The sequence below is a fragment of the Streptomyces sp. NBC_00029 genome, assembly GCF_045160505.1.
Classification (GTDB): domain Bacteria; phylum Actinomycetota; class Actinomycetes; order Streptomycetales; family Streptomycetaceae; genus Streptomyces.
Map to the genome: position 1 here is coordinate 3772283 of NZ_CP108292.1, position 22718 is coordinate 3795000.

Annotated in this window: 15 protein-coding genes and 2 rRNA genes; 8 read left to right on the forward strand and 9 right to left on the reverse strand. The window is 69.6% G+C overall.

Going from position 1 to position 22718, the window contains the following annotated elements; genetic code table 11:
- Nucleotides 1-65: 65 nt before the first annotated feature.
- A complete protein-coding gene (secA, locus tag OG753_RS17750; protein WP_327262745.1) occupies nt 66-2864 on the reverse strand; it encodes a preprotein translocase subunit SecA in 2799 nt (932 codons plus the stop codon).
- Nucleotides 2865-3104: 240 nt separating this feature from the next.
- On the opposite strand from secA, the gene OG753_RS17755 reads away from it, so the two are divergent.
- From OG753_RS17755 to OG753_RS17765, 3 genes are read left to right on the forward strand one after another with little or no spacing between them, the layout of a single operon-like run.
- Complete coding sequence (locus OG753_RS17755; RefSeq protein ID WP_405789133.1) at nt 3105-3680, forward strand: GNAT family N-acetyltransferase; 576 nt, start codon at nt 3105-3107, stop codon at nt 3678-3680.
- Nucleotides 3681-3700: 20 nt separating this feature from the next.
- Complete coding sequence (locus OG753_RS17760) at nt 3701-4333, forward strand: GNAT family N-acetyltransferase (protein ID WP_405789134.1); 633 nt, start codon at nt 3701-3703, stop codon at nt 4331-4333.
- Nucleotides 4330-5490 carry a winged helix-turn-helix domain-containing protein gene (locus tag OG753_RS17765; protein ID WP_405789135.1) on the forward strand — a complete coding sequence of 387 codons (1161 nt, stop codon included), beginning with the start codon at nt 4330-4332 and terminating at the stop codon, nt 5488-5490. Before OG753_RS17760 ends, OG753_RS17765 begins: the two co-directional genes overlap by 4 nt.
- A gap of 46 nt (nt 5491-5536) precedes the next feature.
- Here the strand turns inward: OG753_RS17765 and OG753_RS17770 are convergent, their stop codons facing one another.
- The 6 genes from OG753_RS17770 to mtrA all read right to left on the reverse strand — a co-directional run bounded on the left by OG753_RS17770 (nt 5537) and on the right by mtrA (nt 12847).
- Nucleotides 5537-6280: a response regulator transcription factor gene (locus tag OG753_RS17770; protein ID WP_327262749.1), complete on the reverse strand. Its 744-nt coding sequence runs from the start codon at nt 6278-6280 to the stop codon at nt 5537-5539.
- A 211-nt stretch (nt 6281-6491) separates the two neighbouring features.
- Complete coding sequence (gene hpf / locus OG753_RS17775; RefSeq protein ID WP_327266796.1) at nt 6492-7187, reverse strand: ribosome hibernation-promoting factor, HPF/YfiA family; 696 nt, start codon at nt 7185-7187, stop codon at nt 6492-6494.
- Between the two features lie 326 nt (nt 7188-7513).
- Nucleotides 7514-8257: a ComF family protein gene (locus tag OG753_RS17780; RefSeq protein ID WP_405789136.1), complete on the reverse strand. Its 744-nt coding sequence runs from the start codon at nt 8255-8257 to the stop codon at nt 7514-7516.
- A gap of 64 nt (nt 8258-8321) precedes the next feature.
- Nucleotides 8322-10199: an LpqB family beta-propeller domain-containing protein gene (locus OG753_RS17785; protein WP_327262751.1), complete on the reverse strand. Its 1878-nt coding sequence runs from the start codon at nt 10197-10199 to the stop codon at nt 8322-8324.
- Nucleotides 10189-12156, reverse strand: coding sequence for an MtrAB system histidine kinase MtrB (mtrB, locus tag OG753_RS17790; protein ID WP_405789139.1), 1968 nt, complete (start codon nt 12154-12156; stop codon nt 10189-10191). The genes OG753_RS17785 and mtrB overlap by 11 nt, the downstream gene beginning before the upstream one ends.
- 1 nt (nt 12157) lies before the next feature.
- Nucleotides 12158-12847 (reverse strand): two-component system response regulator MtrA, encoded by a 690-nt coding sequence (gene mtrA, locus OG753_RS17795; RefSeq protein WP_189747360.1) that lies wholly within the window; start codon nt 12845-12847, stop codon nt 12158-12160.
- 313 nt (nt 12848-13160) lie between these two features.
- Between mtrA and OG753_RS17800 the strand changes: the two genes are divergently transcribed.
- The 5 genes from OG753_RS17800 to OG753_RS17820 are packed head-to-tail and all read left to right on the forward strand — an operon-like array spanning nt 13161 to nt 18786.
- The gene (locus OG753_RS17800) at nt 13161-14528 is read left to right on the forward strand and encodes a hypothetical protein (protein WP_405789142.1); all 1368 of its coding nucleotides are present in this window, start codon (nt 13161-13163) and stop codon (nt 14526-14528) included.
- A 4-nt stretch (nt 14529-14532) separates the two neighbouring features.
- Nucleotides 14533-15195 carry a DUF4129 domain-containing protein gene (locus OG753_RS17805; protein WP_405789143.1) on the forward strand — a complete coding sequence of 221 codons (663 nt, stop codon included), beginning with the start codon at nt 14533-14535 and terminating at the stop codon, nt 15193-15195.
- Nucleotides 15192-16493 carry a DUF4350 domain-containing protein gene (locus OG753_RS17810; protein WP_405789145.1) on the forward strand — a complete coding sequence of 434 codons (1302 nt, stop codon included), beginning with the start codon at nt 15192-15194 and terminating at the stop codon, nt 16491-16493. Before OG753_RS17805 ends, OG753_RS17810 begins: the two co-directional genes overlap by 4 nt.
- Nucleotides 16490-17476, forward strand: a complete 987-nt coding sequence (locus OG753_RS17815; RefSeq protein WP_327262755.1) for a MoxR family ATPase — start codon at nt 16490-16492, stop codon at nt 17474-17476. Before OG753_RS17810 ends, OG753_RS17815 begins: the two co-directional genes overlap by 4 nt.
- Nucleotides 17476-18786 (forward strand): DUF58 domain-containing protein, encoded by a 1311-nt coding sequence (locus OG753_RS17820; RefSeq protein ID WP_405789147.1) that lies wholly within the window; start codon nt 17476-17478, stop codon nt 18784-18786. The genes OG753_RS17815 and OG753_RS17820 overlap by 1 nt, the downstream gene beginning before the upstream one ends.
- Before the next feature lie 350 nt (nt 18787-19136).
- On the opposite strand, the gene rrf is transcribed toward OG753_RS17820, so the two are convergent.
- A 5S ribosomal RNA gene (gene rrf / locus OG753_RS17825) occupies nt 19137-19254 on the reverse strand.
- 76 nt (nt 19255-19330) lie between these two features.
- Nucleotides 19331-22452 (reverse strand): 23S ribosomal RNA (locus OG753_RS17830).
- Nucleotides 22453-22718 lie beyond the last annotated feature (266 nt).

Consider the following 22718-nt stretch of genomic DNA (forward strand, 5'->3'; position numbering starts at 1 on the left):
GCCGGGGCCGGACACCCGTAGGTGTCCGGCCCCGGCCGACAGCTCGCGCTCAACCCGGCGGTGGGTTACTTCTTCCGCCGACGCCCGCCCGCGGCCTTCTGCGCCTTGCGGCGCTCCGCCCGCGTCATCCCGTCGCCCTCACCACCGGCAGCGTCACTGTCGAAGTCGCCCTCGATGACACCGCCCTCCCCGTCCACCGTCGGCGCCGAGAAGTGCAGCCGGTCCGGCCGCTGCGGAGCGTCGAGGCCCTTCGCCCGGATCTCCGGACGCGCACCCGCCGGCTCCTTCGACAGGGACGGCGCCGCGTCCTGCACCGGAAGCTCCTCGACCTGCTGCTCGACCTGGACCTCCAGGTTGAACAGGTAGCCGACGGACTCCTCCTTGATGCCTTCCTGCATGGCGTTGAACATGTCGAAGCCCTCGCGCTGGTACTCGACCAGCGGGTCCTTCTGGGCCATCGCCCGCAGGCCGATGCCCTCCTGCAGGTAGTCCATCTCGTACAGGTGCTCGCGCCACTTGCGGTCGAGCACCGACAGGACCACGCGCCGCTCCAGCTCACGCATGATCTCGGAGCCGAGCGTCTTCTCGCGGGTCTCGTACTGCTCGTGGATGTCGTCCTTGACGGACTCCGCGATGAACTCGGCGGTGATGCCCGCGCGGTCGCCCGCGGCCTCCTCCAGCTCCTCGATGGTGACCTTCACCGGGTAGAGCTGCCGGAAGGCGCTCCACAGCCGCTCCAGGTCCCACTCCTCGGCGAAGCCCTCGACCGTCTCGGCCGCGATGTACGCGTCGATCGTGTCGTCCATCATGAAGCGCACCTGCTCCTGGAGGTCCTCGCCCTCCAGGACGCGGCGGCGCTCGCCGTAGATGACCTCGCGCTGGCTGTTGAGGACCTCGTCGTACTTCAGGACGTTCTTGCGCGTCTCGAAGTTCTGGGTCTCGACCTGCGACTGGGCCGACGCGATCGCGCGCGTCACCATCTTGTTCTCGATCGGCACGTCGTCGGGAACGTTCGCCATCGCCATGACGCGCTCGACCATCTGCGCCTTGAACAGACGCATCAGGTCGTCGCCCAGCGACAGGTAGAAGCGGGACTCGCCCGGGTCGCCCTGTCGGCCGGAGCGGCCGCGAAGCTGGTTGTCGATACGGCGCGACTCGTGGCGCTCGGTGCCCAGCACGTACAGCCCGCCGAGGTCCTTGACCTCCTCGAACTCCGCCTTCACCGCCGCCTCGGCCCGGGTGAGCGCCGAGGGGAGCGCGTGCGCCCACTCCTCGATGTGCTCCTCCGGGTCCAGGCCCTGCTGGCGCAGCTCGGCCTCGGCCAGGTCGTCCGGGTTGCCGCCGAGCTTGATGTCGGTACCGCGGCCGGCCATGTTCGTGGCGACCGTGACCGCGCCGCGGCGGCCGGCCTGGGCGACGATCGTCGCCTCACGGTCGTGCTGCTTGGCGTTGAGCACCTCGTGCGGGATGCCGCGCTTGGAGAGCTGCTGGGAGAGGTACTCGGACTTCTCGACCGACGTCGTACCGACGAGGATCGGCTGGCCCTTCTCGTGCTTCTCCGCGATGTCGTCGACGACGGCGGCGAACTTCGCGACCTCGGTCCGGTAGATCAGGTCCGGCTGGTCCTTGCGGACCATGTCGCGGTTGGTCGGGATCGGGACGACACCGAGCTTGTAGATCTGGTGGAACTCGGCGGCCTCGGTCATGGCCGTACCGGTCATGCCCGACAGCTTCGAGTAGAGGCGGAAGAAGTTCTGCAGGGTGATCGTGGCGAGGGTCTGGTTCTCGTCCTTGATGTCCACCCCTTCCTTCGCCTCGATCGCCTGGTGCATGCCCTCGTTGTAGCGGCGGCCGGCGAGGATACGGCCGGTGTGCTCGTCGACGATCATGACTTCGCCGTCGATGACGACGTAGTCCTTGTCGTTCTTGAAGAGCTCCTTGGCCTTGATCGCGTTGTTGAGGTAACCGACGAGCGGGGTGTTCACCGACTCGTAGAGGTTCTCGATGCCGAGCCAGTCCTCGACCTTGGCGACGCCGGTCTCGTGGATGGCGACGGTGCGCTTCTTCTCGTCGACCTCGTAGTCGCCGGTCTCCTCGATGCCCTTCAGCGGCTGGCCGGCCTCGCCCCTGGTCAGGCGGGTCACCAGCTTCGCGAAGTCGCCGTACCACTTCGTGGCCTGGTCGGCGGGGCCGGAGATGATCAGCGGGGTACGGGCCTCGTCGACCAGGATCGAGTCGACCTCGTCGACCACGGCGAAGTTGTGGCCGCGCTGGACGAGCTCGTCCTGGGACCACGCCATGTTGTCGCGCAGGTAGTCGAAGCCGAACTCGTTGTTCGTGCCGTAGGTGATGTCGCTGCCGTACTGCTCGCGGCGCTGGGCGGGCGACATGTTCGCCAGGATGCAGCCGACCTCGAGGCCGAGGAACTTGTGCACCCGGCCCATCAGCTCGGAGTCGCGCTCGGCGAGGTAGTCGTTCACCGTGATCAGGTGGACGCCCTTGCCGGACAGCGCGTTCAGGTACGCGGGCAGCGTGCCGACGAGGGTCTTGCCCTCACCGGTCTTCATCTCGGCCACGTAGCCGAGGTGCAGCGCCGCGCCACCCATGATCTGGACGTCGTAGTGCCGCTGGCCGAGGACGCGCTTGGCCGCCTCGCGTACGGTCGCGAAGGCCTCGGGGAGCAGGTCGTCCAGGGTCTCGCCGTCCTGGAAACGCTGCTTGTACTCGTCCGTGAGCGCACGCAACTCGGCGTCGGAGAGGTTGACGAAGTCCTCTTCGATGGAGTTGACCTGGTCCGCGATGCGGTGCAGTTTGCGCAGGATCTTGCCTTCGCCTGCACGCATGAGCTTGTTGAAGACGGACACCGAGGTTTGTCTCCTTGCCGGTCGGGCCTGAGCACTGTACGTACACGGGCACGGCAGGTGGGCCCCACCGCAACGGCCATCGTAAGCGAGGACGTGGCCGCGTCGGGAGGTCCGCCGTTCCCGTGAGGGCACGGGTGCCCGGATTGAGAACGTACGGGGGACACCGAAGGTGCCGCATCGCCCGGAGGGATTACCGAAAATACTTCGCCCGCGGTACTGCGACGGCAGCAGAATTCGTTCATGGAGCCCACGACACTGAGTACGGACCGGCTGGTATTGCGTCCTTTCGTCCCGTCCGACGAGGACGAGGTGTATGCGGCGGCCCAGGACGCCGACATCCAGCGCTGGACGCTGGTCCCCTCCCCCTACGAGCGCGAGCACGCGCACGCCTTCGTGAACGAGATCGTCCCCAACGGCTGGAGCGAGGGCACGGCCTTCCCCTTCGCCGTACATCTGGCCACCGACGGCACCCTGGTCGCGTCCGTCGGCGTGCACGTCCACGGCGCGGAGAGCTACGAGATCGGCTACTGGGCGGTCAAGGAACACCGCGGACGGGGCTACATGGCCGAGGCCGTCCTGGCCGTCGCCCGCTGGGCCTTCACCGAGCTGGGCGTCGCACGGCTGGAATGGCGGGCCGAGGTCGGAAACACGGGCTCGCGCGCCGTGGCCGAGAAGGCCGGCTTCCGGGTCGAGGGCGTCATGCGGGCCGGCATCGAGCAGCGCGGCACCGCCCGCGACTGCTGGGTCGGCGCCCTGCTCCCCTCCGACCTGGGCCTGTCCTCGGCGATCCCCTACCTGCCGTCTTCCGCCGCCTGAGGCCCCTGCAGAATCCGGTCATGGAGACGATCACTCTGACCACCGATCGCCTCGTGCTGCGCCCTCACACCCCCGAGGACACCGCCGAGGTGCACGCCGCCTGCCAGGACCCCGAGATCCAGCACTGGATCCCGGTACCGGTGCCGTACCGCCGCGAGGACGCGGAGGAGTTCGTCACGGAAACGGTTCCCCGGGGGTGGCGCGACGGCACCGAGTTCAACTTCGCGGTCCGGCTCGGGGCGGGCGGCCCGCTCGTGGCCGCCCTGGGCGTCATCCCGCGCGGCCCGCACGCGCACGAGGTCGGCTACTGGGCGGTCGCCGGGCACCGGGGCCGCGGCTACATGACCGAGGCCGTGCGGGCCGCGGCCCGCTGGGCCTTCACCGAGGCCGGCTGCGTACGCCTGATCTGGCGTGCCGGGATCGGCAACACCGCCTCCCGCGCCGTCGCCGAGAAGGCCGGCTTCGTCGTCGAGGGCGTCCAGCGCGCGGGCATGGAGCACCGAGACACCCTGCGCGACTGCTGGGTGGGCGCCCTGCTCCCCTCCGACCTCGGCCTGCCCTCCCGGCTGCCGTACCGGCCGGCTGCCGGTGACCGGCTCCAGGCTGCGGACGTGGCCCCGCTGTCAGTGGGCGCCCCTAGGCTGCGGGCATGACCTCGCTTTCGCTGTCCGCCGACGAAGCCCGCCGGATCGCCCTGCGCGCGCAGGGCTTCCTCGGGGCGCCCGACCGGCGCGGAGGGGTGCGCGGCGTCCTGCGCAACCTGGGCGCCGTGCAGCTGGACACCATCTCGGTCCTGGCCCGCTCGCACGAGCTGATCCCGTACGCACGACTGGGCGCGGTGGGCCGGGACACCGTGGAGAAGGCCTACTGGTCGGACCGGCACGCCTTCGAGTACTGGTCGCACGCGGCCTGCATCCTGCCGATCGAGGAATGGCCGCATTTCGCCTTCCGCCGCCGGGCCAACCGGATCCGCGGCCACCGCTGGCACATCCTCCAGGACAAGCAGCACTCGACGCGGGCGGTCCTGGACCGGCTGAAGGCGGACGGCCCCCTGACCTCCACCGAGCTGGGCGGCGCCAAGAACGGCGGCGAGTGGTTCGAATGGTCCGAGACCAAGATCGCGGTGGAGTGGCTCCTCGACACCGGCGAGGTGGTGTGCAGCGAACGCCGCAGCTGGAAGCGGGTCTACGACCTCCCCGAGCGGGCCGTGCCCGACGCGCTGCTCCACGACGACCTCGACGACCGCGAGTGCCTCCGGCGCCTGGTGGCCCTGGCCGGCCGCTCCCTGGGCGTCGGCACCCGCGCCGACATCGCGGACTACCACCGCCTCAAGGGCGAGCAGTTCGACGCGGTGGTCGCGGACTCCGGGCTGGTCCCGGTGGACGTGGAGGGCTGGTCCAAGCCCGCGTGGGCGGACCCGGCGGCGCTCGCGCAGGCTCCCAGGGGCCGCCATCGCACGACGCTGCTGTCGCCCTTCGACTCCCTGGTCTGGGACCGTCCCCGGACGGAGCGGATCTTCGGTTTCACGCACCGCCTGGAGGCATACGTCCCCAAGCCGAAGCGGATACACGGGTACTTCGCGATGCCGCTGCTGGCGGGCGGCCGGCTCCAGGGCCGCGTCGACCCCGCCCGCGAGGGCCGCACGCTGGTCGCCCGGCAGCTCTCCCTGACCTCCCCGAAGGCCGCCGGCCCGATGGCGCAGGCCCTGCGGGAGGCGGCGGAGTGGGTCGGCTGCGAGGACGTACGGGTCGAGCGCGCGAGCTCGCCCGCGGAAGCGGCGGCCGTCACGGCGGAACTGGCCGCGCTCTGAGCCCCGGGGGTGTCCTGCCGGTCGGGCCGGACACCCTCAGTCCGTCTCAGCGGATTTCGAGGATCTTCTCCCGCATCGCGTAGACCACGGCCTCCATCCTGGAGTGCAGCTGCAGCTTCTCCAGAATGTTGCGGACGTGGTTCTTCACGGTGTTCTCGGAAATGAACAACTCCTTCGCGATGTCGCGGTTGTTCATACCGGTGGCCACCAGTTTCAGGACTTCGAGTTCACGGTCCGTCAGCCTCGGCGCGGGCACCAGCCGCCGCTCGTCGGTGCGCTGGATCATCGACTTGAACTCGGTGAGCAGCTTCGACGCCATCGACGGGCTGATCTGCGACTGGCCGTCCGCCACCGCCCGGATCGCCGTGGCCACCTCGTCCGTCGAGATCTCCTTCAGGAGGTACCCGGTCGCGCCCGCCTTGATCGCGTCGTAGAGGTCCGCCTCCTCGTCGCTGATCGTCAGCATGATGATCTTCGCCGAGGGGGCCACCTCCTTGATCGAGGTGCACGCCTCGATCCCGCCGCGCCGGGGCATCCGCACGTCCATCAGCACGATGTCCGGAAGCAGATCGGCCGCCTTGTCCACGGCCTCCGCCCCGTCCCCCGCCTCACCGACGACCTGGATGTCCTCCTCCTGCGCGAGGACGATCTCCAGTCCCCGCCGGAAGAGCGCGTGGTCGTCGACCACGAGCACCCTGATGGGCTCCCCGGCGGGCTCCGCCGCCGGGTCCGCCTCACGGCAGCCCGCGACGCCGTCGTCCCCGCGCACCGGCCCGAAGCTGTCCGCCATCGTTCCTCCCCCTGCATGTGCTCAGCTGCTGGGCCAACCGGACACACACCGCAGCCGGTTGACTGCACGCCATGATTCCATGCCCGCACCACGGCGCGGGGGCCACAAGTGAGCCACCTGGCGCATACCCGTCGCACACCCGTCATGCAGGTGCCCCCGCCCGGGCGCCGGAGCGCCCGTGCGGGGGCAACGAAACGGGTGGTGATCAGCCTCAGCCGCCGAGCGCGCCACCGGCGCCGCCCCGCGGCTCCTCCGAGCTGGAGGCACCGTCGGGGTTCACGTGGATGACGCCGTAGTCATAGGCATGACGGCGGTAGACAACACTGGGCAGCTTCGTCTCGGAGTCGACGAACAGATAGAAGTCGTGGCCGACCAGTTCCATCTCGTACAGGGCCTGGTCGAGGGACATGGGTGCGGCCGAGTGGGTCTTCTCGCGGACGACGAGCGGGCCTTCGCCCTGCACCTCGATGGATCCGATCCGGGTGATCGGCACCCCGTCCGTCTTCTCCTCGGACACCGGCTGGCCGCTGCCGTTCAGCGACGCGACGCCCGGCACCACGTCGGCGACCTCTGCCGCCGAGAGCCGGCCGTTGCCACGGCGGGTGTAACGCTTGTCGTGCTGCTTGCGCAGCCGGGCCTCCAGCTTGTCCTGAGCCAGGTCGAGCGCCGCATACGCGTCGGCGGCGGCGGCCTCGGCACGGATCACCGGGCCCCGCGAACGCAGGGTGATCTCCACGCGGTCGGAACGGTCGGCCTGACGCGGGTTGTGCTCCTTGGACACCTCGACGTCCAAGCTGATCACCTTGGCGTCGAGCTTCTGGATCCGCTCCGGATTCAGCTTCTCGGCCACGTGCTTGCGGAACCGCTCGGGCACCTCGGTCTTGCGGCCCTTGACGACGATGTCCACGCAGAACTCCGTTCCCGGATAGCTCCGCCCGACGGGGCGAAGCGTCTCCCTTTCGCACCAGACTCCGGTGAAGGCCGGAGCCTCGGACTTGGCGACTTTCACCTCCTCCTCCCCCATCGGCAAGATCAACACCCCACCGACTTCGGAGTCGAGAGACAGCCTCCTGAGTTCCTTACAACCGAACATATCCCTCTATGGCGGTTGTCGGCACCCGCTACCGGAATGTACTTCCGACGAAGTGGCTGTTCCCTCTTACTACCTGCAACGATGGGCCTTCCCCGCCAGTTCCAAATCTATTCACAAGATTCTTGTTCTGTGCGAGTTGCTCAAACGCGTGGCGTCCGTTCGATCCGTCTGAACGAGTCCGCCGGCGCGGCGACCACCGCCGCCCGCAGCACCGCCCCCGGGCCCGTGGCCAGCCCCGCGGCGCGGACCGCGCGGGCCGCCTCCGCCAGCGTCGCCCCCGTGGTGATGACGTCGTCCACGAGGACGATCTCGGCCCCGTACGTGAGCCGGGCCCCGCCCCGGCGCACCGCCAGCGCGCCCGTGAGGTTCTCCCGGCGCTCCCGGGCCCCCAGCCCCGCCTGGTCCGCCACCGCCCGCCGCAGCCGCAGTACGGGCGCCACGCGCGCCGGAACACCGGCCCGCCGCAGCCGCCCCGCGGCCGCCAGGGCGATCCTGCGCGCCGGATCGTGCCCGCGCGCCCGGATCTGCCGCCGCGCCGACGGAACCGGCACCAGGGCCACCTCACCCGCACCGCGGCCCCCGTCCGCGCCCTCCGCCCCGGCCGCCAGGACCGCGCCCGCCAGGGCCGCGCCGAGCACACCGGCCAGCGGCAGCGCCCCGCGCTCCTTGTGCGCCAGCAGGAGGCCCCGTACGGCCCCGTCGTAGCTGGCGCGCGCCCACACCCCCGGAAGCCCCACGGGGCACGGAGACGGCCGCACCGGGCCCGCCCCGGCCCCGCTCAGCCCGTCCCGGCAGTCGGCGCACACCAGCACCCGGACCGCCCCGCAGCCGGCGCAGTCGACCGGCAGGACCAGCCCGGCGAGCTCCTGCCACCACCCCCGCATGGCTCCACACTGACGGGCCGCACCGCGGCGCGCGACCCCTGTGGACAACCGGCGCGGCCCCGGCTCAGCCCGGGTACACCGGAGCCCGGCCGCCCAGCGCCACCGTGCGCCACTGCGCACCCGGCGGCAGCCACACGATCCCGTCCTCCGAGAACGCGACCACCGGCTTCGGCTTCGCCTCGTCCTCCGTGGCCGCGACCGCCACCGCGGACAGCCCGGTGGCCCCGGGCAGGCTCGCCGCGACCATCGACCCGTCGGCCAGCATGTAGCGGGCCTGCTGGACGCCGCCGTTCTCCCGGCCCACCACGAGCAGCCGCCCGCGCGGCGCCCAGCTCATCGCCGTCACGTCCACCATCTGCGGAGCCGCCGGACGCAGCTCGCGCACCGACACGGCGGAGAGGTCCCCCTTGGCGTCGGGCCGCTCGATCCGCCCGACGTAAAGGATCTTGCTGGTTTCGCTCTCCTCCACCAGCAGAGCGATCCGCGCCCCGTCGGCGGACGCCTTCAGCGACGCGATGCGCCGCCCGTCGAGCCCCGCCACCTGCACCTTCTCGGGCGTTCCGGTGCCACCCGGCACCCGCCACAGCGCCGGGGACTGCGGATCCCGGTCCGCCACCCACAGGTCGCCCGAGGCGTCCCAGCTCGGCGCGGTCAGAGTCGGCGCCTTGCCGCCCTTGCCGATCGGCACCGGCGGCGGCATCGGGCCGCTCCCGACCAGCGAGACCACGTACAGCCCGTGACCGTCCTCGGAGACCACCCCGGCGCGCCGCTCGTCGTGCGACACCGCCGCAGAGCTGACCTTGACGACGGGAAGCGCGGCCAGCGGCCCCGGCACCGGTTCGGTGCGGACCTGCTGGTCCTCGCTGCTCACGTCGAGCTTCATCCGGACCAGACGCTTCTCGTTGTCGACGAAGTACTGGAACTCGGGGATCTTGGGCCGGCCCGCGATCGCGGTCGCGCTCACCTCGGTCACCGAGCACAGCGACGACGACTTGTCGTCGGAGCGCAGCAGTTCGACCTGGTCGAGCCGAGAACCCGTCAGGTCCTTGACGGTGTAGAGGAGTTGGGTGGCCATCTTCTTGCACTGCGGCTGCGCGACGTTGTTGGCCTTGTCGTTGAGCGGCACGCGCAGCGTGTTCTGCCCGTCGTACGAAAGGGACTTGGTGCCCGTGCGCAGTTCCGTACCGGTGGGGAAGCTGGACTCCACGACCGGTGCGAGCCAGCGGGACGGCCCGGCCAGCAGCGACTGGACGGTCTGCGTGGTCGGGTCCATCCGCGAGTCCGGGTCGGTGCGCTGGCGCACGTAGACCGGGTCGGCGACGAGCGTGCCGCCCGCGAAGTAGTACTTGTTCACCGGCATGTATATGCGCTGGAAGTCCGACTCGCTGAGCACGAGACCGCTCGGCGGGGTCGAGATCCGCCACTGCTTGTCGCCGTCCTGGATGAGCTGGAGGTACTCCTCGTACTCCCTGGCGCCGGTCTGCGGCTGGTACGCACTGTGCTCGTCGACGGTCGCGAGCTTCTTGCCGGTCACCTTCCAGCGGGGCCCGTCGGGGTCCTTCTCGCCCCGGGTCGCCACCCGGTTCAGGCCGGAGGAGAGCACGGTGACGGCGGAGCCGGGCTTCCAGTTCTTCGCGGCGGCCTCGGTGAGGTACTTGCGGGCGGTCTCCAGCTGCGGGTCGTCGCTGGTCATCGCCTCCAGGAAGCCGTCGACGATCTCGGCCGGGCTGGCCTTGTCCGCCGGGGGCACGCCGAACACCCGGACCTGCGAGTCGACGCCCTGCGAGGCCTGCACCGGGCGGATGTCGCCGCTGTCCGGCATGGAGGCGCAGCCGGCCAGCAGCAGCCCGGCCACCCCGAAGGCGTACGCCCGTACGGTGCGCAGGCGTCTGCCCCTCGCCCGCACGGCCCCTGCCCGCGCGTCCAAGGGCTCAGCGTCCATCGGCTCGGTCCTCCTGTTGTGCCTGCTCGGCCGGGCGGGACACGACCCGTGCCCCGTTCCCCGGCAGTGCCGTCGGGTCGGCGGGCACCGGCATGGCGCCGGCCACGGGCGAACGCGGCGGTATCGGCGAGCGGCCACCGTTGTCGGCGGGCGTACGGTCCGCGGTGCTGCCCGCGGCATCGGCCGCGGCGTCGGCCGCGGCCCTGGCCCGGTTCGCCCGCGAGTCCTCGGGCTCCAGCGGGATGGGCGAGCCCCGCAGCGGCTCGTCCGCCGTGCGCGGCAGGGTCAGGCGGAACTGCGACCCGCCGCCCGGCTCGCCCCAGGCCTGCAGCCAGCCTCCGTGCAGCCGGGCGTCCTCGACGGCGATGGACAGGCCCAGGCCCGTTCCGCCGGTCGTGCGCGCCCGTGCCGGGTCGGCCCGCCAGAAGCGGTTGAAGACGCGGGTGGCCTCACCGGGCTTGAGCCCGACGCCGTAGTCCCGTACGGCGACCGCGACGGCCCCGCCCGCGGACGCCAGCCGGACCACCACGTCGCGGCCCTCGCCGTGCTCCACGGCGTTGACGACCAGGTTGCGCAGCACCCGCTCCACCCGGCGGGCGTCCGCCTCGGCGATGACCGGCTGGGTGTCGCCCAGCACCCGGATCCGGGTGCCCTTGTGCTCGGCGAGCGGCTCGGCGCCGTCGATGACCCGGCGCACGACGTCGCGCAGGTCGATCGGCTCGGCCTCCAGGGCCGCGGCCCCGGCGTCGAAGCGGCTGATCTCCAGCAGGTCCGCGAGGAGCGACTCGAACCGGTCGAGCTGCCCGGCGAGCAGCTCGGCGGAGCGCGCGGTGATCGGGTCGAAGTCGACCCGGGCGTCGTGGATGACGTCGGCGGCCATCCGTACCGTCGTCAGCGGGGTGCGCAGCTCGTGCGAGACGTCCGAGACGAAGCGGCGCTGCATCCGGGACAGCTCCTCCAGCTGCTGGATCTTGTTCTGGAGGTTCTGCGCCATCTTGTTGAAGGCCTCGCCGAGGCGCGCGATGTCGTCCTCACCGGTGACCTTCATCCGCTCCTGGAGCCGCCCGGCCGAGAGCCGCTCGGCGATCCCGGCGGCCATCCGGACAGGGGTCACCACCTGGCGCACGACGAGCCAGGCGATGCCGCAGAGCAGGACGACGACGAACAGGCCCGCGGTCACGATGGTGACCTTGATCAGGTTGAGGGACTCCTCCTCCTGGGTGAGCGGGAAGAGGTAGTACAGGTCGTACGGGTCGCCGTTGATGTCCGAGAGCCGCTTGCCGATGACCAGCGCCGGCTCGGGCTCCTTCTTCCCGTCCCCGCTCGTGTACCGGATCTCGGAGAAGGTCTTGAAGGCACCGGTGGCGTGGTTGACGGCCCGGCGCAGGCCCAGCGGCACGCTGGCGGTCGGGTCCACGTTGCCGGAGGCGCGGGCGCCCTTGACGCCCTGCACGCCGGGCAGCGCCTGCTCGCCCGTACCGGCACCGAGCGCGACCACCTCGAAGGCGGTCTGGCCACCACTGGCCAGCTGCTTGACCAGGGAGTTCATCCAGGTACTGGCGTCCCGGCCGACCTTGTTGTCGGTGGCGTCGGGCCCGTCCACCGTGGCCGGGGCGTTCGCCTTCTCCTGCGCCACCGCGAACCCGCCCGCGGCCTGGCTCTGCGCCGCCTCCTCCTTGGCATCGAGGAGACCCTTGCTGACCTGGGCGATGACGACGAAACCCAGGGCGAGGACCACGGCGAGCGAGATCAGCAGGGTGGCCGCGACCACCCGCAGCTGGATGTTGCGGCGCCACAGCCGGACAGCAGGAAGCAGCGGCCGGCGCACGAGGCGCACGCACAGCCGCAGTACGGGGCTGCGCGCCGCTCCGTCCCTCAGCAGCCCGCCGGGACGCAGGTTCCACCGGCGGGGCCCGCGGGGGCCCCTGCCGGCCGTGCCGGACGTGCCGGACTGCACGTCAGCTGGGTCCGGCCTTGTAGCCGACACCGCGCACCGTCACGACGATCTCAGGGCGCTCCGGGTCCTTCTCGACCTTGGAGCGCAGTCGCTGCACATGCACGTTGACCAGGCGGGTGTCCGCCGCATGGCGGTAGCCCCAGACCTGCTCCAGCAGCACCTCACGGGTGAACACCTGCCAGGGCTTGCGCGCGAGGGCGACCAGCAGGTCGAACTCGAGCGGGGTCAGCGCGATGGAGGCACCGTCCCGCTTGACCGAGTGCCCGGCCACGTCGATGACCAGGTCACCGATGGCCAGCTGCTCGGGCGCGGGCTCCTCCGAACGGCGCAGACGGGCCCGGATCCGGGCCACCAGCTCCTTCGGCTTGAACGGCTTGACGATGTAGTCGTCGGCCCCGGACTCCAGACCCACGACGACATCGACCGTGTCGCTCTTGGCGGTGAGCATGACGATCGGCACGCCGGACTCCGCCCGGATCAGGCGGCAGACCTCTATGCCGTCCCTTCCGGGCAGCATGAGGTCGAGCAGCACCAGGTCCGGCTTCGCCTCCCGGAAGGCAGCAAGTGCCTTGTCACCGTCCGCTACGAACGACGGCTCAAAACCTTCTCCACGCAGCACAATGCCGAGCATCTCGGCCAGCGCGGTGTCGTCGTCGACGACAAGGACGCGTCCCTTCATGGTTGACATCATCCCATTAGCTAATCGTTACCCGGCGGTGAGCTGTCCCACAGCCAAAAGGGCTGGAAATCGACCCTCGGACCTGCGTGGACACCAGCTCCACCAGTCTGCCCCTGATCGGGTCGACAATTGAAGGTACGGGCAACCGGGACCCCGCGGCACCGCCCGGGCCCGCCCCACTGATCAGGATCGCCCCGAACCGCCCGCCACCGCACCCGATCCGCACCCGATCCGCCGCCCACCCCCTACTCCGTTCGGGCCCCCCACGTGGCACGATGGCAGCGACCAGCGCCCCGCCGCAGCAGGCGCACGTGAAGGAGTGACGATGAACGACTCTCCGGGCTGGGCTAAGCCCGGATCCTCTCCGTCCGACGACGAGCGGCCGGGAACCCCCGCCGACCGTCCGGGCACCGACGGCGGCGCACAGCAGCCCACCCCGCCCGCACAGCCCGCCGGCGACCCGAAGTGGTCCGCCGAGCAGCCGCCGCCCGGTCAGTGGTCGAACCCGGGCACCGGTCAGGCCCCGCAGCCGCCCGCACCCCCGCAGCCCGGCACGGGCTGGGGCGCGTACCCGCAGCAGCCCGGCCAGGCCCCCCACGGCGGCCAGCAGGCCCCGTACGGAGGCCAGTGGGGTCAGCAGAGCCCCTGGGGCAAGCCCCCGGCCGCCAAGCCCGGCGTGATCCCGCTGCGCCCGCTGGGCCTCGGCGAGATCCTCGACGGCGCGGTCGCCACCCTGCGCACCCACGCGCGCTCCGTGCTGCCCATCAGCTTCACCGTGGCCATCTTCGCGGTCCTGGCGATCACGCTGCTCCAGGGCTTCGCGTTCGACCGGCTGAACGAGCTCGACGGCTCCCTGGACAGCAACACGGCCGACCCCGACGACGTCGTCAGCGCCCTTTCGGGCACGCTGGTGGCCGGCGCCGGCGCCCTCGTGATCACCTTCTTCTGTACCATCGTCGCCACCGCCATGCTCACGATGATCTACAGCCGCGCCGTCCTGGGCCGCCCCTCCTCGGTGGGCGACGCCTGGCGCGAGTCCCGCCCGCAGCTGCTCCGCCTGGCCGGCCTGACCGCACTGGTCGCCCTCGGCGGCATCGTGATCATCGCCGTCGGCTTCGTACCGGCCGTCATCGCGGGCGTCGCCGGCATGGGCGCCGGAGGCGTCCTCGCCCTCGCCATCGTCGGCGGCCTGGCCGGCTTCGCCGTCTGGGTGTGGCTGTACGTACGCGTCAGCCTCTCCCCGTCCGTACTGATGCTCGAGCGCAGCACCGTCCTGCGCAGCCTGTCGCGCTCCGACAAGCTGGTCCGCGGCTCCTGGTGGCGCATCCTCGGCATCACGCTGCTCGCCGGCCTCATCGCGGGCGCCGTCGAATTCGTCATCGGACTCCCGTTCAACGTCGTCGCGCTGATCAGCGAGGGCGTCTCCGGCGGCTTCAGCGCCGACTCCGGCGTGGCCATGAGCTGGACGTACCTGACCATCATCGGCATCGGCTCGGTCGTCGCGATGACCATCACCCTGCCCTTCAAGGCCGGCGTCTCGGTGCTCCTCTACGTCGACCAGCGCATCCGCCGCGAGGCCCTCGACCTGGAGCTGGCCCGCGCCGCGGGCCTCGAGAACTACGGCGGCGCACCCGGCTCCACCCCGGACGCCCCCGGCGCACCCGGCACCACGCCCCCTCCAGCCGGAAGCTGATGCGATGACCAGCCCGGGGGGACTGCCCATCAGCGAGACACCACCGGTGACGACACCGCGCGACGCCGCCCGCGAGGCCGCCGAACGCGAACTGTCCAAGCCGATGTACCACGAGAACGACCCCGGTCTGCTGGAGCGCGCCCTGCGCAGCTTCCTCGACTGGGTGGACGACCTGTTCAGCTCCGCCGCCGGGGCGACCCCCGGCGGCACCCTGGGCATCGTCGTGATCGTCCTGCTGACCGCGGCGGCCGTGGCACTGCTGTGGTGGCGCCTCGGCACCCCCTCCAAGGCCCCCGCCGGCGCCGGCGCCCTGCTGGGCGAGCGGATCCGCAGCGCGGCCGACTACCGCACCGAGGCCGAGGCCCACGCCGCCGCCGGCCGCTGGACCGAAGCCGTCCAGGCCCGGATGCGGGCCCTCGTCCGCTCCCTGGAGGAACGCACCCTGCTGGATCCCCGCCCCGGCCGCACCGCCGACGAGGCCGCCGCCGAGGCAGCGGTCACCCTGCCGGGCCACGCCGCGGACCTCCGTACGGCCGCCCTCGCCTTCGACGACGTCACCTACGGCGGCCGCGCCGGCGACCCGGCCATGTACGCAACGCTGCGCGACCTCGACACCGCCGTCGAACGCACCCGCCCCGCCCTGTCCCGAACGGGGGTCACCGCATGACGGCCCCCCACGGCCCCGCACCCGCGGGCCGCGCCGCCGGCACGACGCGCCCTCAGGAACCGGACGCACCCGGCCCGGACCGAGACCCGACCACCCCGGCGACGACCGCCCCGGCGACGCCCAGCACCTCCACCGCCCTCGGCGCCGCAGCCATCTGGCGCCGCGCCCGCGGCCTCCTCCTCGCCCTCGGCATGCTCATCGCCACCGGCGTCGCGCTGGCCGCCTTCAACTCCGGCGAGAACCTCGGCGCCCTCGACCCCCGGTCCGCCGACCGCAACGGCAGCCGCGCCGTCGCCGAACTCCTGAAGCAACGCGGAGTGACCACCCGGGTGGTGACCCGCACTCAGGACGCCGTCGACGCCGCCGGCCCCGACACCACCCTGCTCGTGGCCAACCCCGAACTCCTGTCACCCCGGCAGCTGTCCGAGCTCAAGGCCGCCATCGACCTCTCCGGCGGACGCACCGTCCTCGTCACACCGGGCCGCACCACCCTGACCGCCCTCGCCCCCGGCGTCCAGGCCCGCCGGGCCGCCCCCGGCGAAGTCCGCGAACCCGCCTGCGCACTGCCCGCAGCCCGCTCCGCCGGATCCGCCGAGACCGGCGGCCGCATCGGCTACCGCACGGACGACCCCAAGGCCACCGCCTGCTACCCGGACGGCGACCACGCCACCGTCCTGCTCCTGCCGGCCCACGCCGACGGCGACACCGTCCTCCTCGGCTCCGGCCGCATCCTGGAGAACGAGCACCTCGCCGCCCAGGGCAACGCCTCCCTGACCCTGCACACCCTCGGCAGCCGCCCCCAGCTCGTCTGGTACCTGCCCTCCCCCGCCGAAGCCATCGAGTCCGGCGGCGCCGAGGGCGAGGACAAGACCCTCTTCGAACTCATCCCGGCCGGCTGGACCTGGGCCGTGCTCCAGCTCTTCGTCGCCGCCGTCCTCGCCGCCCTGTGGCGCGCCAGGCGCCTGGGCCCCCTCGTCACCGAGAAGCTCCCCGTCGCCATCCGCGCCTCCGAGGCCACCGAGGGCCGTGCCCGCCTCTACCGCAAGGCCGACGCCCGCGACCGCGCCGCCACCGTGCTGCGCGCCGCCACCCGCGAACGCCTGGCCGCACTGGTCGGCGTACCGCACACAAGGGCCCACGACCCCGCGTCGCTGGCCCCTGCCGTCTCCGCCCGCCTCACCGGCGAGCCCCGGGACGTGACCGCCCTCCTCTTCGGCTCCACCCCCTCCGACGACGCGGCACTCGTCGCGCTCGCCGACCACCTCGACGCCCTCGAAAGAGAGGTCCGTACGTCATGACGTACCCGGCCACCGAGTCCACGGCTGTGACCGCGGACAGCGCCCGCGCTTCCCTCGAAGCGCTCCGCACCGAGATCGGCAAGGCCGTGGTCGGTCAGGACTCCGCCGTCACCGGCCTCGTCGTCGCACTCCTGTGCCGCGGCCACGTCCTCCTCGAAGGCGTCCCCGGCGTCGCCAAGACCCTCCTGGTGCGTGCCCTGGCCGCGTCCCTGGAACTCGACACCAAGCGAGTCCAGTTCACCCCGGACCTGATGCCGAGCGATGTCACCGGCTCGCTCGTCTACGACGCCCGCACCGCCGAGTTCTCCTTCCAGGACGGCCCGGTCTTCACCAACCTCCTCCTCGCGGACGAGATCAACCGGACCCCTCCCAAGACCCAGTCCTCGCTCCTCGAAGCGATGGAGGAGCGCCAGGTCACGGTCGACGGCACCCCCCGCAAGCTGCCCGACCCCTTCCTCGTCGCCGCCACCATGAACCCGGTCGAGTACGAGGGCACGTACCCCCTCCCGGAAGCCCAGCTGGACCGCTTCCTCCTCAAGCTCACCGTCCCCCTCCCCTCCCGCGAGGACGAGATCGGGGTCCTGACCCGCCACGCCGCCGGCTTCAACCCCCGCGACCTGCACGCCGCGGGCATCCGCCCGGTCGCCGGCCCGGCCCAGCTCGAAGCCGCCCGCCGCGCCGTCGCCGAGGTCTCCGTCTCCCCCGAGATCGCCGGCTACGTCGTCGACATCTGCCGCGCCACCCGCGAATCGCCGTCCCTCACCCTCGGCGTCTCCCCCCGCGGCGCGACCGCCCTGCTGGCCACCGCCCGCGCCTGGGCCTGGCTCACCGGCCGCGACTACGTCACCCCCGACGACGTCAAGGCCCTCTCCCTCCCGACCCTGCGCCACCGCGTCCAGCTGCGCCCGGAAGCGGAGATGGAGGGAGTGACGGCGGACGCCGTCATCACGGCGATCCTCTCCCACGTCCCCGTCCCCCGCTGATGGCCCTCACCGGACGCGCCGCCCTGCTGGCGGCCCTCGGCAGCATCCCGGTCGGCATCCTCGAACCGAGCTGGACCGGGATGCTCGCGGTGAACGGCCCGATCGCCCTGGCCTGCGCGATCGACCACGCCCTGGCAGCGCCCGTACGCAGCCTCGTGCTGGCCCGCTCCGGAGACACCTCGGTCCGCCTCGGCGAGACGGCGGACGTCCACCTCACCGTCACCAACCCGGGCAGCCGCAAGCTGCGGGCCCGGGTCCGCGACGCATGGCCCCCGAGCAGCTGGGTCCCGGGCACGGAGGCAGCGGCCTCCCGCCACGAGGTGGTCGTCCCCGCGGGCGAACGCCGCCGGCTGACCACCCGGCTGCTCCCCACCCGCCGCGGCGACCGCCAGGCCGACCGCGTCACGATCCGCTCCTACGGCCCCCTGGGCCTGTGGGCCCGCCAGGGCTCCCACGTGTCCCCCTGGACGGTCCGGGTCCTGCCGCCCTTCACCAGCCGCAAGCACCTCCCGTCCCGGCTGGCCCGCCTGCGCGAACTGGACGGCCGTACGAGCGTCCTGACCCGCGGCGAGGGCACCGAGTTCGACAGCCTCCGCGACTACGTCCCGGGCGACGACACCCGCTCCATCGACTGGCGCGCCACGGCACGCCAGAACAAGGTGGCCGTCCGCACCTGGCGCCCCGAACGCGACCGGCACATCCTCATCTGCCTGGACACCGGCCGCACCTCGGCGGGCCGCGTCGGCGACGCCCCCCGCCTGGACTCCGCCATGGACGCGGCCCTGCTCCTCGCCGCCCTGGCCACCCGCGCCGGCGACCGCGTCGACCTCCTGGCCCACGACCGCCGCCCCCGTGCCCAGGTCCAGGGCCGCTCGGCCGCCGACACCCTCCCCGCCTTCGTCAACGCGATGGCCCCCCTGGAGCCGGAACTGGTCGAGACGGACTCCCGGACCCTGGTCTCCACCATCCTCCGCAGCGCCCCGCGCCGGTCCCTGGTGGTCCTTCTGACGAGCCTGGACGCGGCCCCGATCGAAGAGGGCCTGCTCCCCCTGCTTCCCCGCCTCACGCAGCGCCACACGGTCCTGCTGGCCTCGGTGGCCGACCCCCATGTCGCGACCATGGCGAGCTCGCGCGGCACGGTGGACGCGGTCTACGAGGCCGCCGCCGGCACCCAGACCCAGTCCCAGCGCCGTCGCACGTCCGACCAGCTCACCCGCCACGGCGTCCACGTGGTCGACGCCACCCCGGACACCCTGGCCCCGTCCCTCGCCGACGCCTACCTGGCTCTGAAGGCGGCCGGCCGCCTGTAGCAACCAGGCTGGATACGCTGACCGGGGCACCCACCAGGAACACCTTGGCCGACCCTCACACCGGGTTGACCAAGGTCCCCGACCTCATGGTCATCGCGGAAGAGGACACGGACGACACGGCGAAGGTCGTCAACTCCCGCGATGTCCTGATGGTGGAAGTCGTGTCCCGCACGAACTCCCTCACCGACATCCGCGGACCGCCGGCCGCTGGACGCTCGACACGCGCAGCCTCAAGAGCTACCCCGTCGACTGGTGAAGCGGCGCACGGCCTGACCCCAGGCAGCGACCGATCGGGCCGTAAACGCAGAAAAGCCCCGCACCATAAGGTGCGGGGCTTTCCCACAATGATTGTTCGGCGGCGTCCTACTCTCCCACAGGGTCCCCCCTGCAGTACCATCGGCGCTGAAAGGCTTAGCTTCCGGGTTCGGAATGTAAACCGGGCGTTTCCCTAACGCTATGACCACCGAAACACTATGAAATTTGAACGCTGGTGTTTTCACAGCTGTTCGTTATTTCAGAACTAACACAGTGGACGCGAGCAACTGAGGACAAGCCCTCGGCCTATTAGTACCAGTCAGCTTCACCCGTTACCGGGCTTCCACATCTGGCCTATCAACCCAGTCGTCTACTGGGAGCCTTACCCTCTCAAGGAGGTGGGAATACTCATCTTGAAGCAGGCTTCCCGCTTAGATGCTTTCAGCGGTTATCCCTCCCGAACGTAGCCAACCAGCCATGCCCTTGGCAGGACAACTGGCACACCAGAGGTTCGTCCGTCCCGGTCCTCTCGTACTAGGGACAGCCCTTCTCAATATTCCTACGCGCACAGCGGATAGGGACCGAACTGTCTCACGACGTTCTAAACCCAGCTCGCGTACCGCTTTAATGGGCGAACAGCCCAACCCTTGGGACCGACTCCAGCCCCAGGATGCGACGAGCCGACATCGAGGTGCCAAACCATCCCGTCGATATGGACTCTTGGGGAAGATCAGCCTGTTATCCCCGGGGTACCTTTTATCCGTTGAGCGACGGCGCTTCCACAAGCCACCGCCGGATCACTAGTCCCGACTTTCGTCCCTGCTCGACCCGTCGGTCTCACAGTCAAGCTCCCTTGTGCACTTACACTCAACACCTGATTGCCAACCAGGCTGAGGGAACCTTTGGGCGCCTCCGTTACCCTTTGGGAGGCAACCGCCCCAGTTAAACTACCCATCAGACACTGTCCCTGATCCGGATCACGGACCGAGGTTAGACATCCAGCACGACCAGAGTGGTATTTCAACGGCGACTCCACAACCACTGGCGTGGCTGCTTCAAAGTCTCCCACCTATCCTACACAAGCCGAACCGAACACCAATATCAAACTGTAGTAAAGGTCCCGGGGTCTTTCCGTCCTGCTGCGCGAAACGAGCATCTTTACTCGTAGTGCAATTTCACCGGGCCTATGGTTGAGACAGTCGAGAAGTCGTTACGCCATTCGTGCAGGTCGGAACTTACCCGACAAGGAATTTCGCTACCTTAGGATGGTTATAGTTACCACCGCCGTTTACTGGCGCTTAAGTTCTCAGCTTCGCAACCCCGAAAGGTCACTAACCGGTCCCCTTAACGTTCCAGCACCGGGCAGGCGTCAGTCCGTATACATCGCCTTACGGCTTCGCACGGACCTGTGTTTTTAGTAAACAGTCGCTTCTCGCTGGTCTCTGCGGCCACCCCCAGCTCACGGAGCAAGTCCGATCACCAGTGATGGCCCCCTTCTCCCGAAGTTACGGGGGCATTTTGCCGAGTTCCTTAACCATAGTTCACCCGAACGCCTCGGTATTCTCTACCTGACCACCTGAGTCGGTTTAGGGTACGGGCCGCCATGAAACTCGCTAGAGGCTTTTCTCGACAGCATAGGATCATCCACTTCACCACAATCGGCTCGGCATCAGGTCTCAGCCTTAATGAGGGACGGATTTGCCTACCCCTCGGCCTACACCCTTACCCCGGGACTACCACCGCCCGGGCTGGACTACCTTCCTGCGTCACCCCATCGCTTACCTACTACCACCTTGGGTCAGCGGCTCCACCACTTTCCTTTCCCCGAAGGGTCCGGAACGGCTTCACGGCTTTAGCATTAGAGGATTCGATATTGGGCGTTTCAAAGCGGGTACCGGAATATCAACCGGTTGTCCATCGACTACGCCTGTCGGCCTCGCCTTAGGTCCCGACTTACCCTGGGCAGATCAGCTTGACCCAGGAACCCTTAGTCAATCGGCGCACACGTTTCTCACGTGTGTATCGCTACTCATGCCTGCATTCTCACTCGTGAACCGTCCACAACTAGCTTCCGCTGCTGCTTCACCCGGCACACGACGCTCCCCTACCCATCACAGCGGGCGTTGGCCCTATTGCTGCAATGACACGACTTCGGCGGTACGCTTGAGCCCCGCTACATTGTCGGCGCGGAATCACTTGACCAGTGAGCTATTACGCACTCTTTCAAGGGTGGCTGCTTCTAAGCCAACCTCCTGGTTGTCTCTGCGACTCCACATCCTTTCCCACTTAGCGTACGCTTAGGGGCCTTAGTCGATGCTCTGGGCTGTTTCCCTCTCGACCATGGAGCTTATCCCCCACAGTCTCACTGCCGTGCTCTCACTTACCGGCATTCGGAGTTTGGCTAAGGTCAGTAACCCGGTAGGGCCCATCGCCTATCCAGTGCTCTACCTCCGGCAAGAAACACACGACGCTGCACCTAAATGCATTTCGGGGAGAACCAGCTATCACGGAGTTTGATTGGCCTTTCACCCCTAACCACAGGTCATCCCCCAGGTTTTCAACCCTGGTGGGTTCGGTCCTCCACGAAGTCTTACCTCCGCTTCAACCTGCCCATGGCTAGATCACTCCGCTTCGGGTCTAGAGCGTGCAACTCAATCGCCCTATTCGGACTCGCTTTCGCTACGGCTTCCCCACACGGGTTAACCTCGCTACACACCGCTAACTCGCAGGCTCATTCTTCAAAAGGCACGCAGTCACGACTGTATGTGCAAGCACATACAGCGACGCTCCCACGGCTTGTAGGCACACGGTTTCAGGTACTATTTCACTCCGCTCCCGCGGTACTTTTCACCATTCCCTCACGGTACTATCCGCTATCGGTCACCAGGGAATATTTAGGCTTAGCGGGTGGTCCCGCCAGATTCACACGGGATTTCTCGGGCCCCGTGCTACTTGGGAGATTCTTAAGCAAGCCGCTGATGTTTCGTCTACGGGGGTCTTACCCTCTACGCCGGACCTTTCGCATGTCCTTCGACTACATCAACGGTTTCTGACTCGCCGACCGGCCGGCAGACCGGTCAAAAGAATTCCCACAACCCCGCATGCGCAACCCCTGCCGGGTATCACACGCATACGGTTTGGCCTCATCCGGTTTCGCTCGCCACTACTCCCGGAATCACGGTTGTTTTCTCTTCCTGCGGGTACTGAGATGTTTCACTTCCCCGCGTTCCCTCCACACTGCCTATGTGTTCAGCAGTGGGTGACAGCCCATGACGACTGCCGGGTTTCCCCATTCGGACACCCCCGGATCAAAGCTCAGTTGGCAGCTCCCCGGGGCCTATCGCGGCCTCTCACGTCCTTCATCGGTTCCTGGTGCCAAGGCATCCACCGTGCGCCCTTAAAAACTTGGCCACAGATGCTCGCGTCCACTGTGTAGTTCTCAAACAACGACCAGCCACCCATCACCCTGATCCCTTACGGACCAAGTTCACTGGGGCCGGCACTGAAGACATGACCTTACGGCCGTACCTTCAGGACCCAACAACGTGCCAAGCATCTCCGTTCGTCCGTCTCCTCTTTCCACGCCGAAGCAGTACTCGAGAACCATCAGACCGAAGATGCCAACTAATCAACGTTCCACCCATGAGCTGACCGTGCAGAACGTTTGTCTGCAATCG